Genomic DNA, 15,593 nt, shown 5'->3' with positions numbered 1-15,593 from the left:
ATGAGACACAAGCGCGCAATGATCAACGTCACGGTGTTCACCGTCGTGATGTTGCTGGTCGCCGCCGGTCTGGTGGTGGTGTTCGGCCAGTTCCGCTTCGCCTCGTCGAACACCTATCACGCCAACTTCACCGACGCGTCCCGGCTCAAGGCCGGCGAGGACGTCCGCATCGCCGGTGTCCAGGTCGGCTCGGTGAAGAGCGTGAAACTCAAGAGCGACAACACCGTCGACGTCAAGTTCACGCTGAACGATCGCTACCAGCTGTACACCTCGAGCCGCGCCGTCATCCGCTACCAGAACCTGGTCGGTGACCGCTACATGGAGATCACCTCCGGCCCCGGCGAGCTGCGCAAGCTGCCCGCCGGCGGCACCGTTGCCCTCGCCAACACCCAGCCGGCGCTCGACCTCGACGCACTGCTCGGCGGTCTGCGCCCGGTCGTGAAGGGTCTGGACGGCAAGAAGGTCAACGAGATCACCGCCGCCATGATCGAGGCCCTGCAGGGGGAGGGCGGTGCGCTGAGCGACCTGCTGTCCAACACCGGTTCGTTCAGCCAGACGCTGGCCGAGCGCGACCAGCTGATCGGCGACACGATCACCAACCTCAACACGGTGCTCGGCACGGTCGACGCCAAGGGTGCTCAGTTCAACACCAGCATCGACCAGCTGCAGCAGCTCATCACCGGCCTGGCCAAGGGGCGCGACCCGATCGCCGGTGCCATCGGCCCGCTGGCCTCGGCCGAGAACGACCTGACCGAGATGCTGCAGAAGTCGCGGCGCCCGGTGCAGGGCGTCATCGAGAACGCCCGGCCGTTCGCGCAGCGTATGTACGAGCGCCGGGCGGAGGTGAACCCGGTCATCGAGAACCTCGCGGAGGACTACCTGCGACTCAACGCCCTCGGTGCCTACGGCGCGTTCTTCAACATCTACTACTGCTCGGTGAAGATCAAGATGAGTGGCCCCGCGGGTAGCGATCTGATCGTTCCGTTCGGTGGTCCCGCGGATCCGTCGAAGGGCAGGTGCTCCGAAAGTGGCTAAGCCAGAAAAGGATCCGGTTCGCACCGGCATTCTCGGTGTGTTCATCGTGGTGTGCCTGGTGCTGATCTCGTTTGGCTACACCGGCCTGCCGTTCTGGCCGCAGGGCAAGAACTACTCCGCGTACTTCGGCGACGCCGGTGGCATCACCCCGGGCAGTGACGTGCGCGTCGCGGGTATCAAGGTCGGCAAGGTCGGGGACGTGGAGCTCGCCGGGACCTCGGCGAAAGTGAACTTCACCGTCGACCGTCAGATCGTGGTCGGCGACCAGTCGCTGGCATCGATCAAGACCGACACGGTGCTGGGGCAGAAGTCTCTCTGGGTCACCCCGAAGGGCACGAAGGAAGCCACAGTTATCCCGTTGGGCCGCACCACGACTCCGTACACCATCAGCACCGCGCTGCAGGACCTGGGCCAGAACACCAGTGAGCTGGACAAGCCGCAGCTGCAGCAGGCGCTCCAGGTGCTGACCGACACGCTGCACGACGCGACGCCGCAGCTGCGTGGCGCGCTCGACGGGGTAGCTGCCCTGTCGCGCAGCCTGAACACGCGCGACCAGGCGCTCGAACAGCTACTCGGGCACGCCAATAAGGTGTCCGACACCCTGGCGCAGCGCGCCGACCAGGTGAACAAGCTGGTCATCGACGGCAATCAGCTGTTCGCCGCGCTGGGCGAGCGGCGTCAGTCGCTGGGCACGCTGATATCCGGTATTCGCGTTGTCTCGCAACAGCTTTCGGGATTTGTGGCGGACAACAAGCGCGAGTTCGGTCCGGCCCTCAAGCAGCTGAACCTGGTGCTGGACGAATTGCTGAAGCGCAAGGAACACATCAGCGAGGCGCTCAAGCGGCTGCCGGGTTACGCCACCACACTCGGCGAGGTGGTCGCTAACGGTCCGGGCTTCAACATCAACCTGTACGGCCTGCCGCCCTCGACGATGTCGGAAGTCGCACTCGACGCGTACTTTCAGCCGGGCAAGCTGCCGGCCAGCCTCGGCGACATGCTGAAGGGCTACATCTCTGAACGGATCGTCGTGAGGCCGAAGTCGCCATGATGAAGAACATGAACTCGCGGGGCGCGATCCTTGCGGTCGTAGCCGTGGTGGTCGCGCTGGTGGCTGCCGGCGCCTATCTGCTGTGGCCGTCACATGGCGGTCACAAGGTGGTCGCTCACTTCACCAACGCCGTGGGCCTGTACGCCGGCGACGAGGTGCGAGTGCTGGGGGTTCCGGTCGGCACCATCGATTCGGTTGAGCCGCAGGCTAATTCGGTCAAGGTCAGCATGACCGTCAAGGACGGCGTGAAGATCCCGGCCGACGCGCGGGCGATCATCATCTCGCCGAACCTGGTGGCGGCGCGGTTCGTGCAGTTCACCCCCGTCTACAACGGCGGAGCGGCGCTGGCCAACGGCGCCGAGGTGCCGCTGGCCCGGACCGGTGTCCCGGTCGAGTGGGACGACGTCAAGAAGCAATTGACCCAGCTCAGCGCTCAGCTCGGCCCGCAGGACGGTGCCCCGCAGGGTCCGCTCGGTGCGTTCATCAACCAGGCCGCCGACACCCTCGATGGCAAGGGCGATTCGTTCCGCAACGCCTTGCGTGAACTGTCGCAAACCGCTGGGCGCCTTGGTGATTCGCGTGGCGACCTGTTCGGCACCATCAAGAACCTGCAGATTCTGGTCAACGCGCTGTCCGGCAGCAACGAGCAGATCGTGCAGTTCACCGACCACGTCGCGTCCGTCTCGCAGGTGCTGGCGGAGAGCTCGGCCGGTCTGGACCAGACCCTTGGCGCCCTGAACCAGGCGCTGGGTGACGTCAAGGGCCTGCTGAAGGACAACAACGCGGCGCTGATCGACCAGGTCGGCAAGCTGGCCGAATTCACCCAGGTGCTGACCGACAACAGCGACAATATCGAGCAGGTTCTGCATATCACGCCGAACGGTCTGGCCAACTTCTACAACATCTACAACCCGGCGCAGGGCTCGCTGGACGGTCTGCTGTCGCTGCCAAACTTCGCGAACCCGGTGCAATTCCTGTGCGGCGGCAACTTCGACATCGGTGCCTCTCCGGACAACTACAAGCGGGCGGAAATCTGCCGTCAGCGCATGGGTCCGGTGCTGCGCCGGATCGCGATGAACTACCCGCCCGTGCTGTTCCATCCGATCAACAGCATCACGGCATATAAGGGCCAGGTCATCTACGACACCCCGCAGACTGAAGCCAAGGCGCAGACTCCGGTGCCGTACCTGCAGTGGAACGCCGCCCCTGGCGTCGTCCCGCCGAAGGTCCAGCCGGACGGGACGCTCAGCGACCTAATCCTGCCGCCGCCGGCCATTCCGGGTCAGATTTCGCCGGCCACGCCGCCGGTGGGACCGGGCTCGACGCCGCTGAACGGTTCTGGTCCGCTGCCCGGCCCCGCCCCGGCGCCCGCAGCCCCGGTGGGCGCACCGCTGCCCGCTGAAGCCGGAGGCAACTGATGAAGACGGTTGGAAAAGTCCTGGCACTCGGATCGAGTGCCGTGGTGCTCGCCGGTTGCCAGTTCGGTGGCCTGAACTCGCTGGACATGCCGGGTACCCAGGGCCACGGCGCCGGTTCCTACACCGTCACGGTGCAGCTGCCGGACGTCGCGACGTTGCCGCAGAACTCGCCGGTGATGGTCAACGACGTCACCGTCGGCAGCGTGTCGGGCCTGGACGCGGTCCAGCGTGCGGACGGCACGTTCTATGCCGCGGCGAAGCTGTCGATCAACGGCGATGTGAAGCTGCCGGCGAACGCGCGGGCGAAGGTCGCCCAGACCTCGCTGCTCGGCTCGCAGCACGTGCAGCTGTCGGAACCTGTCGGGGAAGCGCCGCAGGGCCGGCTCAAGCAGGGCTCGGAGATTCCGCTGGCGCACACCGGCCGGTATCCGACCACCGAAGAGGTGCTGTCGTCGCTGGGCCTGGTGGTGAACAAGGGCAATCTCGGTGCGCTGCAGGACATCACCGATGAGGCCTATGCCGCGGTCGCCGGCCGGGCGGGGCAGTTCGTCGACTTCATCCCGCGGTTGGCCGAGCTCACCCAGTCCCTGGACAAGCAGACCACCGACATCATCGGGGCCATGGACGGGCTGAACCGCTTCGCCTCGATCCTGACCAAGAGCAAGGACAGCCTGGGCCGCACGCTCGACACCCTGCCGGGGGCGATCAAGGTCCTCAATGACAACCGCAAGAACATCGTGGATGCGTTCACCGCGCTGCGGAAGCTCGCGGTGGTCGGTGCCAAGGTCATGGCCGCAACCAAGGATGACTTCGCGGCCGACTTCAAGGACCTCTTTCCTGTCATCAAAGCGCTCAACGACAACGCCGACGACTTCATCCACGACCAGGATCTGATGGCGACGTTCCCGTTCTCCAACAAGTACTTCAAGAACGCGGTGCGCGGTGACTACCTGAACGTGTACGTGACGTTCGACCTGACGCTGCGCCGCCTCGGTGAGACCTTCTTTGCGACCTCGGGGGGTCTCGACCCGAACATGAGGCGCCTGGACGAAGTGGTCAACCCGCCGGACTTCCTGTTGGGCGCACTGGCGAACCTGTCCGGACAGGCCGCCGATCCGTTCAAGATTCCGCCCGGCACAGCGACGCAACATGGAGGGGTGAAGCCGTAATGTTGTTGCCCCGTCTTGCGCGTTTCCAGCTGGCGATCTTCGGTGTCGTCACCGTCATCTGCCTCGCGCTGATCACGACGTCCTACCTGCACCTGCCGGCGGCGGTCGGCCTGGGAGTCTACAACGTGGACGCCAAGTTCGTCGTCGGCGGCGGCATCTACCAGAACGCCAACGTCACCTACCGCGGCGTGACGATCGGCCGGGTGATGAACGTCGGTCTGAACGACAACGGCGTAACGGCCCAGATGCGGCTGAACACCGACAGCCCGGTGCCGGACAACGTCACCGCCACGGTCAAGAGCGTCTCCGCGATCGGTGAGCAGTACATCGATCTGGTGCCGCCGCCGGCCGACCCCTCGAAGAACATGCTGAAGAACGGCGCCACCATCGGTGTCGACCGGACCGCGGTCGGCCAGGACATCGTGGACCTGCTCAACCAGGCGCAGTCCCTGGTCAGCAGCATCAGCAACACGCGCTTGCAGGACCTGCTCCGCGAGTCGTTCAAGGCGTTCAACGGATCCGGTCCGGAACTGGCGCGCATGATCCGGTCGTCGCGGCTGTTGGTCGATGAGGCCAACGCCAACACGAACGAGATCGACAAGCTGATCGACCAGGCCGGCCCGCTGCTGAAGGCACAGATTCGTGCCGGCGCCGACATCAAGACCATGGCGAGCAGTCTCGCGACGCTGACCGGCGAGGCCGCCCAGGCCGCCCCGCAGCTCCGTGCGGTGCTCAAGACCGTCCCGGGCGCTGTCCAGACCGTCAACGAGACGTTCGACGGCATCCGCCCGACGTTCCCGATGCTGGCGGCCAACCTGGCCAACTTCGGCCGGATCGGCGTCATTTACCACAAGTCCATCGAGCAGGCGCTGGTGATCTTCCCGGCGCTGATCGCGGCACTGCTGACCGACGCCGGTGGCGTGCCCATCGACGAAGGCGCGAAGCTGGACTTCAAGATCAGCCTCGGCCAGCCGGCGTGCTCGACGGGCTTCATCCCGGCTCCGGAGAACCGCACACCGGCCGACACCACCGTGCGCGATCTGCCGAAGGACCTGTACTGCAAGACCGCGCAGAGCGACCCGAGCACCGTCCGTGGTGCCCGCAACTACCCCTGCATGGAGTACCCGGGCAAGCGCGCCCCCACGGTGCAGATCTGTCGTGACCCGCGTGGTTACGTGCCGATCGGCAGCAACCCGTGGCGCGGTCCGCCAGTGCCGTACGACACCCCGGTCAACGACCCGCGGAACATCACCCCGCCGAACCGGTTCCCGATGATTCCGCCGGGTGCCGACTATGACCCGGGCCCGCCGTCGGTGCAATTGCCGCCGGGGGTGCCCGCCGGGCCGGGACCTGCGCCCAATGCGCCGTTCCCGCTGCCGTACCCGCCGAGCGATCCGGGTCCGCAGCCGCTGCCCTGGCCGTTCTTCGCGCCGCCGGATCAGGTGACTCCGCCGTACGCGATCAACAACCCGCCGGCGCCCGGCCCCGAGGGCCAGCCGCAGGCAAGCGGGCCGAAGGGGCCGCAGAGCACGACGTACGATGCGAATACCGGGGTCTTCGCTGACCCTGCCGGCGGTACTGGAGTGTTCAACGCCGGCTCGAGTAACGGCGACGCAGGCGAGTCCTGGGTCGACCTGATGAAGGATCCAAGGCAGGTTTGATGAGTGACGAACCGGCTGCGACGGACGAGACGTCGAAGCCGCCGGTGACCCGTGCGCGTCGGCGGGCCTCACGGCCCGCCGGCACCGCCGGTTCAGCAGAGGCAACAGTGCTCGACGTGGCGATCCCGTCGACAGCGAGCAAGACATCAGCAACCGAATCGGTGACCACCAAGGCGCGGCCCGCGGTCCAGGTGCCGCGACGGCAACCGCACCGGTCGCTGGTCATGACCATCGGCCTGGCGGTCGTTGCCGTGCTCGTGGCGGCGCTGGCCGGCGGCACCTGGTTCCTCCGGCACGGCAACGGGCAGATCGAGGCGACACAGGACCGCGATCAGCGGTTCGTGGACACCGCGAAGCAGACCGTGGTCAACATGTTCAGTTACACGCAGAACACCGTCGATGAGAGCGTGAACCGCTTCGTCAATGGCATCGGCCCTGGCCCGCTGCGCGACATGATGAACCAGAGCAACAACGCCGACAACCTGAAGTACCTGTTCAAGCAGACGCAGGCCAACTCGGAGGCCGTCATCACCGCGGCGGCGCTGGAGAGCATCGACAACACCTCCAACATCGCGAAGGTGCTGGTGACGGTCCGCGTGACGCTGTCCGACATGAACGGGGTGAACCAGCCGTCGACGCCGTACCGGCAGCGGGTGTTCATCCGCGAGGACGACAGCGGTCACATGGCGGCCTACGACATCAAGTACCCGGATGGAGGCAACTGATGAACCGGTTGCTGGTGGCGCTCGGCGCACTTTTGGCGGTCGCCGTGGTGGCACTCGGGGCGCTCGGCGGGTCGGCGTTCTGGAACCACGTGGAGCTCTCCGGAGAACAGGCGACGGCCGACGAGTTGCCGAGCCTGGCCAGGTCCCAGATCCCACAGATCCTCGGCTATGAGTACAGCAGCGTGCAGCGTTCCACGACGCAGGCACTGACGCTGATGACTCCGGCGTTCCGCAAGCGGTACGAGGAACTGACGGCCAAGAACAACATCTTCAACGACGCGGTGAAGCGCAAGCTCATCAGTCAAGTGAATGTCGTTGGCGCGGGCATGATCTCGTCGCACCGCGACTCGGGGACGGTTCTCGCTTTCGTGAACCGGGTCATCACCGATGAGCGCAAGCAGCCCAACTACGAGGGCAGCCGGCTGAAGGTCGACTACCGCAAGATCGACGGCAAGTGGCTGATCGACGAGATGACGCCGATCTTCTAGTACCCCAACCTGATTCAGGCCCCGGAGCACTGCTCCGGGGCCTGAATTCTTGGTCGGTCAGTCGCGGGTGTGCGACAGGGCGTCGAGGAACGCCCGGGCCCAGCGGTCGACGTCGTGGGCCAACACCTGCCGACGCAGCGCGCGCATGCGACGTCGGCCCTCTTCCGGGGACTGGGTGAGGGCGTCGGCAATGGCGTCCTTGACCCCGTCCAGGTGATGCGGGTTGGTCAGGTATGCCTGCCGCAATTCCTCTGCGGCGCCGGTGAATTCGCTGAGCACGAGGGCGCCGCCGAGGTCGCTGCGGCATGCCACGTACTCCTTGGCCACCAGGTTCATGCCGTCGCGCAGCGGCGTCACCAGCATGACGTCGGCCGCGACGAAGAACGCGATGAGTTCCTCGCGGCCGATCGCCCGGTGCATGTAGTGCACCACCGCGTGACCGACCTCGCTGTACTCGCCGTTGATGTGCCCGACCTGGCGCTCGATGTCTTCGCGCATGACCTTGTAACTGTCCACGCGCTCGCGGCTCGGAGTGGCCAGCTGTACCAGCACGGTGTCGTGCCGGTTGGCCCGGCCCTCGGCGAGCAGCTCCGAGAACGCGCGCAGCCGCACGTCGATGCCCTTGGTGTAGTCCAGCCGGTCCACGCCCAGCATGATCTTGCGCGGGTTGCCCAGCTCATCGCGGATCTGACGGGCGCGCTGCCGGATGGTGCGACTGCGGGCCTGAGCGTCCAACGCCGCCGAGTCGATCGAGATGGGGAACGCGCCGACCTTGACCGTGCGGCCGTCGTGGCTCACCTCGCCGAGCCGGGACCGGACACCGATGGTGTGGCGCGATGTGTTGGCATCGAGCAGTCGACGGGCCAGCACCAGGAAGTTCTGCGCGCCGCCGGGCAGGTGGAAGCCCACCAGGTCGGCGCCGAGCAGGCCTTCGATGATCTCGGTGCGCCACGGCATCTGCATGAACAGCTCGACGGGCGGGAACGGGATGTGCAGGAAGAACCCGATGGTCAGGTCGGGCCGGAGCTCCCGCAGCATCTTGGGGACCAGCTGCAGCTGGTAGTCCTGCACCCAGACGGTCGCGCCCTTGGCCGCGGTGCGGGCCGTGGCCTCGGCGAAGCGCCGGTTGACCGCGACGTAGGCGTCCCACCAGTGCCGGTGGTAGATGGGCTTGACGATGACGTCGTGGTACAGCGGCCACAGCGTCGCGTTGGAGAAGCCCTCGTAGTAGTCGGCGATCTCGTCGGCCGACATGCTGACCGGGCACATCGTGAGCTCGTCCTGGACGATCGGGTCTTCGTCGCTGTCGGCGACGCCCGGCCAGCCGATCCAGGCGCCACGCTGCTTGCGCAGCAGTGGCTCCAACGCGGTGACGAGCCCGCCGGGGCTGCGCTTCCAGGTGACCGAACCGTCAGGGAGCCGCTCCATGTCGACGGGCAGCCGGTTGGCGACCACGACGAAGTCGGAGTTGCCGACGGGCTTCACGGCGGACTTACCGCCCTTGGAGGATTTGGGACTCGCGGTGGACGCCGCAGAAGCGTCGTTGCCTCCGCGGGCCGTCACGCGTCGAGCTTCGTGGGCCCGATACCCAGCATGGACAGGAACATGCGACATTCGTCGGCATCGTTGGCGTACGCGGCCACGACGCGGCGGGCCTGACGGGCGGTGCTGTCGGCCAGGGGCTCCACGTCGCCGATATCGGCGGGATCAGTTTTTGCAGGCATTACACAACCTTAGGCGACTGTTGTTACGGGCTGGAACTCACCGACGAGTGCGGGTGCACCTCGGGCACCTGTTCTTCCGAGAGGCCGATGCATTCGCCGGTGTTGTGGCCGGTGCACGGGATGCCGTCGACCTGGCCAAGCTGGTTCGGTGCCGCTTCGACAGGGCCGGGTGCCTGCTCGTTGCCGCTCTCGAAACAGGACCCGCTGATGGGGTTCGCCGTCATGCCGGGCGGGCAGCTGGTTTCCCCGAGTAGTGCGGGGGACGCGGGGCCGCTCAGCGCGAGTACGGCGGGCGCGGCGACCGTCGCGACGGCGAAGCCGCCGGCGACCAGGAGACGTCGATGGATCGGGATGCTCATGGCGTCACCGCTTTCGTCGGGGAAAATTTCAGCGTACGCCCAGGTGCTGTGTAGCGAACGGGGAAATTGGCCGCCCGACCAGCATTGTATACAACTTTTGAAAAGTGTATACAGGACGTGTCCCCGTCGATCTGTCCAGAGGAGTACGTCGGTGCAATTTTCAGTCCAGGGTTGGCTGACGGACCGGACGGTGTTGATCACCGGCGGTGGCAGCGGCATCGGTAAGGCCATCGCCCAGGGCGTCGTGGCCGCCGGCGGCAACGCGCTCATCTTCGGCCGTACCGAGGCCACGTTGCAGTCGGCAGTCGACGAGATCTCGGCCGCCGGGGGACCGGGCGCCATCCGCTTCCAGACCGCCGACGTCACCAACGAGGACGACGTCGCCGCCGCTGTCGCGACCGCCGCCGCGTGGAACGGCAAGCTCTCCGGCGCCGTGCACTGTGCCGGTGGCTCGCTGACCGTCGGGCCCGTCACGCACCTGGATTCGGAGATGTGGCGCCAGACCGTCGACCTGAACGTCAACGGCAGCATGTACGTCGTCAAGCACACCGCGCGGGAAATGGTGCGCGGCGGCGGCGGCTCGTTCGTCGGCATCTCGTCGATCGCGGCGAGCAACACCCACCGCTGGTTCGGGCCGTACGGCGTCACCAAGTCCGCGCTCGATCACCTGGTCCAGCTGGCGGCCGACGAACTCGGCGCCTCTTGGGTGCGCGCCAACAGCATCCGCCCCGGCCTGATCCGCACCGATCTGGTGGCGGCGAGCATCTTCGAATTCGAGCCGCTGCGAGAGGATTACCGGCAGTGCACGCCGCTGCCCCGGGCCGGCGAGGTCGAGGACGTCGCCAACCTGGCGCTGTTCCTGCTCAGCGACGCATCGCAGTGGATCACCGGCCAGCTGATCAACGTCGACGGCGGCCAGAAGCTGCGCCGCGGCCCCGACTTCTCGGCCATGATGGAGCCGATGTTCGGCGCCGACGCCATGCGCGGGGTTTTCGCCGACTGAGGCCGTGCGCTGCGCCTACTTCGGCGCGACCACGCCGTGGTCGTACGCGTAGACGATGGCGGCCGCGCGGTCCCGTAGGTCCAGCTTGGTGAAGATCCGTCCGATGTGGCTCTTCACCGTCACCTCTGAGATGACCAGTCGGCCGGCGATCTCGGCGTTGGTCGCGCCCGACCCGATCAGCTGCAGCACGTCGAGCTCGCGGGCGGTCAGCCGGTCGGCGACGTCGTCCGACGGGGCGCCAGGGGCGCGCCGGTAGCCGTTCAGCACGCGCGCGGTGACGGCCGGGTCCAGGTACGCCTCGCCGCGTGCGACGGCGTGCACGGCCCGGATCAGTTCCTCGGCCGGCGAGTCCTTGAGGACGAAGCCGGACGCCCCGGCGCGCAGCGCCGCGGACAGCAGGTCGTCGTCGTCGAATGTGGTGAGCGCCAAGGCCGGTGGGCCGCCGCCGGCGCGCAGCGCGCGGATCGCGTCGACGCCGCTGACGCGCTTCATCCGCAGGTCCATCACCACCACGTCGGGACTGCACCGGAGCACTTCCCGCGGCACCTCGTCGCCGTCGGCGCATTCCCCGACGATGGTGAAGCCGTCCTTGCGTCGCAGGATCCGGCGCAGGCCCGAGCGGACGAGTTCCTGATCGTCGACCAGCAGGACGTCGACGGTTGAATCATCTTTCGGGATGGCGCCGTCAGGCATTGGAAATCCCGTTGCGTGACAGCCGGATTCGGTGCATGGCGCAGTGCGCGGTGGTTGCCGTGGTGACCGGCACGCGCGCCCGCACCGTCCAGCCCTGCGGTCCGGGACCGGCCTGGAATTCGCCGTCGAGCAACGCGATGCGCTGACGCATCCCCGGGAGCCCCGCACCCGGTGTCCCGCCGGCCACAGGTCGCGGCAGCTCGTTGTCGACCGACAGGATGGCGGTGCCCTTCTCCACGTACAGCCGCAGCCGCGCCGCCGAGGACGGGGCGTGCTTGGCGACGTTCGCCAGAGACTCCTGCGCCACCCGGTACAGCGCCAGGCCGATCCCGGGAGTGACCGACGCCGGGTCGACTTCGATGCTCGACTCCACGTGCAAGCCCGCGTCGGCGAAACTCGTCACCAGATCGGGTAGGTCGGACAACCCCGGCTCGGGGGCCAGCCGCAACGGGGCGGCGTCGCGCGCGCCGAGCAGACCGACCGTCTGACGGATGTCCGACATTGCCTGCCGGCCGAGACGCTCGGCGTCGAGCAGGCCGTCCACCGCCTCGTCGACGTCGTTGTCTTCCTGCAGGGCGCGCCGGGCGCCCGTCAGGTGCAGCATGGTCACCGACAGGGAGTGGGCTATCACGTCGTGCACTTCGCGGGCGATGCGTCGGCGCTCGTCGGCTGCGGCCTGTTCGGTGAGGACGTCCTGGCGTGCGCGTTCCTCGATGACGAGACGCTGTTGCAGTTGCAGGATGTGCCCCATCATCGCGGCGATGGCCAGGAAGAACAGCAGGTAGGGCACGAACGTGCTGAGGTGTCCCGTGCGGGACGCGCCGAGTAACAGCAGCGCGCTGGCGAGCAGACTCACGAGGCCGATGCGCATCGGACCCAGCGCGAACGCCTCTCCGAGCATGAACATCAAAAGGAATGGCGCTGCGTCGAGGAAGACCGGTGGCCAGCACAACAACAGCAGTGCCACCCCGGCGAGGACCGACGCGCCGCTGACGGCAGTCGACGGTTTGTAACCGCCCACGATGAACGCGAGGATCGGCGCGAACACGAGGCCGACGGCGACGAACAGCAGCCACGGCTTGGTGAAATCCCGCTGCGTCGCGGCAGTCGCCGCGACCACGAGCGTGCCGGTGTACATCACGATGGGGACCGTGAAGGGGTACTGGTAGGCCACGAGGCTGCGCCGACGCAGCGCGAAGTCACGGAGCCAAGCCATAGTGCCAGCGTAGAGCCGGTACCGGGGTTTACACATCATTCGCGGGACGGCTCGGGCCTCCTACCACGGTAGGAGGCCCGGTCTCGTCCGCAGCACGACGTTTACGGGCCCTGGTCGCTCGTAGTTTCGGACGCATGTGGGACGTCATCGCAAGATTCTGCAGCCGCTTCGCGGTCCTGATCATCGGATTGTGGGTGCTGGCCGCGGCGGCAGGCAATCTGCTTGTCCCGCAGGTGGAAAGCACGGCGCACAATCACGCGCGGGGCTTCCTGCCCGCCGATGCCCCGGTGAACCTCGCCGGCGTCCAGATGGACGAGCAGTTCCACGACGGATCCGGCGGCAATCTCAATTACCTGGTGCTGGAGGGTGATCGCCCGCTCGGTGCGCCGGAGCGGGCCTACTACGACCGCCTGCTGAGCACGTTGCGCGCCGACACCGAGGATGTGGATTCGGTGATGGACCTGTGGTCCGACCCGGTGACGGCGGCCGGCGCGCAGAGCACCGACGGCAAGGCTGTCTACACGATGCTGCGGATTCGCGGCGAGCTCGGCGCCGCCAAGGCGAACGCCGCGCTGGATGCGGTGCGGCGGATCGTCGCGGCTGCGCCGGCACCCGCGGGCCTGCACGCCTACGTCACCGGACCCGGCGCCACCATCGCCGACGAGCTCAGCGCGATCGACAAGCAGATGCTGATGATCACCGGTGTCACGGTGGTGCTGATCGCGGTGCTGTTGTTCGTCGTCTACCGCTCGGTGATCACGTCGGCGATCCCGCTGTTGACCGTCGGCCTGGGGCTCGGGGTCGCGCGGGGTGTCGTGGCGTTCCTGGGGGAGCGGGACGTGATCGAGGTGTCGATCTTCTCGGTGTCGCTCCTGGCCGCGATGGTGCTCGGGGCGGCAACGGATTACGGCATCTTCCTGCTGGGCCGCTACCACGAACAGCGCCGCGCCGGGGTCGACCACGAGGACGCGCTGGTGATCGCGAACCGCAGCGTCGCGCCGGTGATCGCCGCGTCAGGTCTGACCATCGCGGCGGCGCTGTCATGCCTGCTGTTCGCCCAGGTCGGCATGCTGCGCAGCGCCGGATTACCCTGCGCCATCGGCATTCTCACCGGGATGTTCGCATCGCTGACGTTGTTGCCGGCGTTCATTGGGCTGGCCGGCCGGCATGGCCTGGCGCAGCCGCGAAGCCGTGCCGCGGCCAAGGTGCCCGGCCGGAGCTGGCGCCGGGTCGGGACGGTCGTCGCCCGGTGGCCGGGACCGGTACTGGTGGCCTCGTCGGTGATTCTCCTGGTCTGCGCCATCCCGCTCGCCGGTATCCGGCTGGGCTTCGATGAGCTTGCCGCACAACCTGATTCCACCCACGCCAACCGGGGCTACCAGGCCATGGACCGGCACTTCCCGCCCAACCGGCTGCTGCCCGAGATCGTGTCCATCGAGACCGATCACGACCTGCGTAACCCGGCGGGCGTCATCGCGGTCGAACGGGTGACGCGGAAGATCATGGAGATTCCCGGCATTCGCATGGTGCAGTCGGCGTCACGGCCGGCGGGGTCGGTGCCCGAGCAGGCAGCGTTGACCGACCAGGCCGGCACCATCGCCGACCAGCTCGACGACGGGGTGGCCCAGCTGAGCAAGCGGCTCGGCGCCGTCAACCAGCTGTCCGCGACGTTGGACCAGTTCTCCTCGGCGATAACGCAATTGCAGAACGGGCTGGGCGGCAGCGTCCGCGGTCTCGGGCAACTCGGCTCGGGGATCGACGCCATGCACGGCGGCATGCAGCAGTTGCGGGACAACGTCACCTCGGTGTCGCAGTACATGGATCCGTTGCGCGGCTTCACGAACGCCAACCCGAATTGCGCGGCCGATGCCATCTGCTCGCTGGTGCTCAAGGTGGTCGAGCCCATGGATTCGGTGGTGGCGGCCACCGGCACCCTGACCGACAGCACGCGGCAGTTCGGCGCCGGGACCACGGACATGGCCAGGTCGCTGACGGGTGCGCAGGCGTCGGTGCGCTCGATGCGCGCCGCCGTCGACCAACTCGGCGCCGTCACAACACAATTGACCAAGACGGTGGGCGAGACCCGGGGCATGTTCTCCGGGCTGACGGACTACCTGCGCGGGGTGCGGGCCGACTTCCAGGACAGTGGCTCGGGCGGCTTCTACCTGCCGCAGCGCGCGTGGCAGGACCCGCGGTTCCAGCGCGCGGCCGGGTTGTACTTCGCGCCCGACGGCCGGTCGACGCGCCTGCTCGTCTACGGTGACGGCAAGGTGTTCGGCACGGACGGCGCGCTGCGCTCGCCCGAAATCCTGACCGCGGTCCGGGAGGCCACGAAAGAGGGCACGCTGGTCCGAAACACGGTCTTTGTCACCGGTTTCGGCACCGGCACGGCGGAGCTTCGCGGCTATGTGTCGGACGACTTCCTGTTGCTCGCGGCTGTCGCGTTGGCGCTCGTGTTCTTGATCATCCTGATCATGCTGCGCAGCCCGGTGGCGGCCGCGGTGGTGATCGGCACCGTCGTGGTGTCCTACGCCTCGGCGCTCGGGGTCAGCAGCTTCATCTGGCAGGACCTCTTGGGCAAAGACCTCCACTGGGCGGTGCCGTCGATCGCGTTGATCGCGTTGGTGGCCGTCGGCGCGGACTACAACCTGCTGCTGACCATGCGGCTGCGCGAAGAGGTGAGTCGGCCGGACGCGGGTTTGAAGACGGGCATGATCCGGACGTTCGGCGGTACCGGCGGCGTGGTGACCACGGCCGGAATCGTCTTCGGCATCACCATGTTCGCGATGCTGTCCAGCGACGTGCTGAGCATCGAACAGGTCGGCACCACCATCGGCGTCGGACTGCTGATCGACACCCTGATCGTGCGGACGTTCGTGGTGCCCGGCATCGCGGGGCTGCTCGGGCGGTGGTTCTGGTGGTCGCCGGTTCCGCTGGTGCGTGGCGTGGTGTCCCGGACGTTCACGCGCCGGCCGTCGCGACCGCGGCGGGACGTGCCGTTGATCGCCGGCACGGCGCCGGGCCGAGAAGTGTTGCAGGGCGCGGCGGGCTGAG

At 67.4% G+C, this 15,593-nt stretch carries 14 protein-coding genes; 9 read left to right on the top strand and 5 right to left on the bottom strand.

What is annotated here, in order from left to right; genetic code table 11:
• Genes ACJH6J_RS06005 through ACJH6J_RS05975 form a run of 7 tightly spaced genes read left to right on the top strand, consistent with a single transcriptional unit; the run spans position 1 to position 7,544 of the window.
• Positions 1 to 1,035, top strand: coding sequence for an MCE family protein (locus ACJH6J_RS06005; protein WP_406775245.1), 1,035 nt, complete (start codon positions 1 to 3; stop codon positions 1,033 to 1,035).
• The gene (locus ACJH6J_RS06000) at positions 1,028 to 2,083 is read left to right on the top strand and encodes an MCE family protein (protein ID WP_406775246.1); all 1,056 of its coding nucleotides are present in this window, start codon (positions 1,028 to 1,030) and stop codon (positions 2,081 to 2,083) included. The genes ACJH6J_RS06005 and ACJH6J_RS06000 overlap by 8 nt, the downstream gene beginning before the upstream one ends.
• Positions 2,083 to 3,501 (top strand): MCE family protein, encoded by a 1,419-nt coding sequence (locus tag ACJH6J_RS05995; RefSeq protein WP_043984610.1) that lies wholly within the window; start codon positions 2,083 to 2,085, stop codon positions 3,499 to 3,501. Before ACJH6J_RS06000 ends, ACJH6J_RS05995 begins: the two co-directional genes overlap by 1 nt.
• On the top strand, positions 3,501 to 4,670 hold the full coding sequence (locus tag ACJH6J_RS05990) for an MCE family protein (protein ID WP_406801581.1): 1,170 nt from the start codon (positions 3,501 to 3,503) through the stop codon (positions 4,668 to 4,670). Before ACJH6J_RS05995 ends, ACJH6J_RS05990 begins: the two co-directional genes overlap by 1 nt.
• A 2-nt stretch (positions 4,671 to 4,672) precedes the next feature.
• Positions 4,673 to 6,331 (top strand): MCE family protein, encoded by a 1,659-nt coding sequence (locus ACJH6J_RS05985; protein ID WP_406801635.1) that lies wholly within the window; start codon positions 4,673 to 4,675, stop codon positions 6,329 to 6,331.
• Positions 6,331 to 7,056 carry a DUF6445 family protein gene (locus ACJH6J_RS05980; RefSeq protein ID WP_406801580.1) on the top strand — a complete coding sequence of 242 codons (726 nt, stop codon included), beginning with the start codon at positions 6,331 to 6,333 and terminating at the stop codon, positions 7,054 to 7,056. Before ACJH6J_RS05985 ends, ACJH6J_RS05980 begins: the two co-directional genes overlap by 1 nt.
• On the top strand, positions 7,056 to 7,544 hold the full coding sequence (locus ACJH6J_RS05975; RefSeq protein ID WP_043984613.1) for a mammalian cell entry protein: 489 nt from the start codon (positions 7,056 to 7,058) through the stop codon (positions 7,542 to 7,544). Before ACJH6J_RS05980 ends, ACJH6J_RS05975 begins: the two co-directional genes overlap by 1 nt.
• A gap of 57 nt (positions 7,545 to 7,601) precedes the next feature.
• Here ACJH6J_RS05975 and ACJH6J_RS05970 read toward each other — a convergent pair whose 3' ends face one another.
• Genes ACJH6J_RS05970 through ACJH6J_RS05960 form a run of 3 tightly spaced genes read right to left on the bottom strand, consistent with a single transcriptional unit; the run spans position 7,602 to position 9,627 of the window.
• Positions 7,602 to 9,107 carry a trehalose-6-phosphate synthase gene (locus ACJH6J_RS05970; RefSeq protein WP_293017893.1) on the bottom strand — a complete coding sequence of 502 codons (1,506 nt, stop codon included), beginning with the start codon at positions 9,105 to 9,107 and terminating at the stop codon, positions 7,602 to 7,604.
• Complete coding sequence (locus ACJH6J_RS05965) at positions 9,104 to 9,268, bottom strand: hypothetical protein (RefSeq protein ID WP_090562895.1); 165 nt, start codon at positions 9,266 to 9,268, stop codon at positions 9,104 to 9,106. Before ACJH6J_RS05965 ends, ACJH6J_RS05970 begins: the two co-directional genes overlap by 4 nt.
• 23 nt (positions 9,269 to 9,291) lie before the next feature.
• Entirely contained in the window at positions 9,292 to 9,627 is a 336-nt protein-coding gene (locus ACJH6J_RS05960; protein WP_293017889.1) for an intersectin-EH binding protein Ibp1, read from the bottom strand.
• A gap of 151 nt (positions 9,628 to 9,778) precedes the next feature.
• Here ACJH6J_RS05960 and ACJH6J_RS05955 point away from each other — a divergent pair, with 151 nt between their 5' ends.
• Positions 9,779 to 10,630 carry an SDR family oxidoreductase gene (locus tag ACJH6J_RS05955; RefSeq protein WP_293017887.1) on the top strand — a complete coding sequence of 284 codons (852 nt, stop codon included), beginning with the start codon at positions 9,779 to 9,781 and terminating at the stop codon, positions 10,628 to 10,630.
• A 15-nt stretch (positions 10,631 to 10,645) separates the two neighbouring features.
• Here the strand turns inward: ACJH6J_RS05955 and ACJH6J_RS05950 are convergent, their stop codons facing one another.
• Positions 10,646 to 11,323 carry a response regulator gene (locus tag ACJH6J_RS05950; RefSeq protein ID WP_406803676.1) on the bottom strand — a complete coding sequence of 226 codons (678 nt, stop codon included), beginning with the start codon at positions 11,321 to 11,323 and terminating at the stop codon, positions 10,646 to 10,648.
• Complete coding sequence (locus ACJH6J_RS05945; RefSeq protein WP_406803675.1) at positions 11,316 to 12,539, bottom strand: sensor histidine kinase; 1,224 nt, start codon at positions 12,537 to 12,539, stop codon at positions 11,316 to 11,318. The genes ACJH6J_RS05950 and ACJH6J_RS05945 overlap by 8 nt, the downstream gene beginning before the upstream one ends.
• A gap of 134 nt (positions 12,540 to 12,673) precedes the next feature.
• Here ACJH6J_RS05945 and ACJH6J_RS05940 point away from each other — a divergent pair, with 134 nt between their 5' ends.
• Positions 12,674 to 15,592 carry an RND family transporter gene (locus ACJH6J_RS05940; protein ID WP_212807183.1) on the top strand — a complete coding sequence of 973 codons (2,919 nt, stop codon included), beginning with the start codon at positions 12,674 to 12,676 and terminating at the stop codon, positions 15,590 to 15,592.
• The last annotated feature ends 1 nt before the right edge of the window (position 15,593 follow it).

Origin of the sequence: Mycobacterium sp. SMC-18, assembly GCF_045310895.1 — a bacterium.
Lineage (GTDB): Bacteria > Actinomycetota > Actinomycetes > Mycobacteriales > Mycobacteriaceae > Mycobacterium.
This window is presented reverse-complemented; position numbering and strand designations above follow the sequence as displayed.

Excerpts from the sequence above, each read along its gene's own strand:
- ACJH6J_RS05995 (WP_043984610.1), top strand. The coding sequence starts at position 2,083 with ATGAAGAACATGAACTCGCGGGGCGCGATCCTTGCGGTCGTAGCCGTG.
- ACJH6J_RS05965 (WP_090562895.1), bottom strand. The coding sequence starts at position 9,268 with ATGCCTGCAAAAACTGATCCCGCCGATATCGGCGACGTGGAGCCCCTG.
- ACJH6J_RS05980 (WP_406801580.1), top strand. The coding sequence starts at position 6,331 with ATGAGTGACGAACCGGCTGCGACGGACGAGACGTCGAAGCCGCCGGTG.
- ACJH6J_RS05975 (WP_043984613.1), top strand. The coding sequence starts at position 7,056 with ATGAACCGGTTGCTGGTGGCGCTCGGCGCACTTTTGGCGGTCGCCGTG.
- ACJH6J_RS06005 (WP_406775245.1), top strand. The coding sequence starts at position 1 with ATGAGACACAAGCGCGCAATGATCAACGTCACGGTGTTCACCGTCGTG.
- ACJH6J_RS05945 (WP_406803675.1), bottom strand. The coding sequence starts at position 12,539 with ATGGCTTGGCTCCGTGACTTCGCGCTGCGTCGGCGCAGCCTCGTGGCC.
- ACJH6J_RS05960 (WP_293017889.1), bottom strand. The coding sequence starts at position 9,627 with ATGAGCATCCCGATCCATCGACGTCTCCTGGTCGCCGGCGGCTTCGCC.
- ACJH6J_RS05950 (WP_406803676.1), bottom strand. The coding sequence starts at position 11,323 with ATGCCTGACGGCGCCATCCCGAAAGATGATTCAACCGTCGACGTCCTG.
- ACJH6J_RS05940 (WP_212807183.1), top strand. The coding sequence starts at position 12,674 with ATGTGGGACGTCATCGCAAGATTCTGCAGCCGCTTCGCGGTCCTGATC.
- ACJH6J_RS05990 (WP_406801581.1), top strand. The coding sequence starts at position 3,501 with ATGAAGACGGTTGGAAAAGTCCTGGCACTCGGATCGAGTGCCGTGGTG.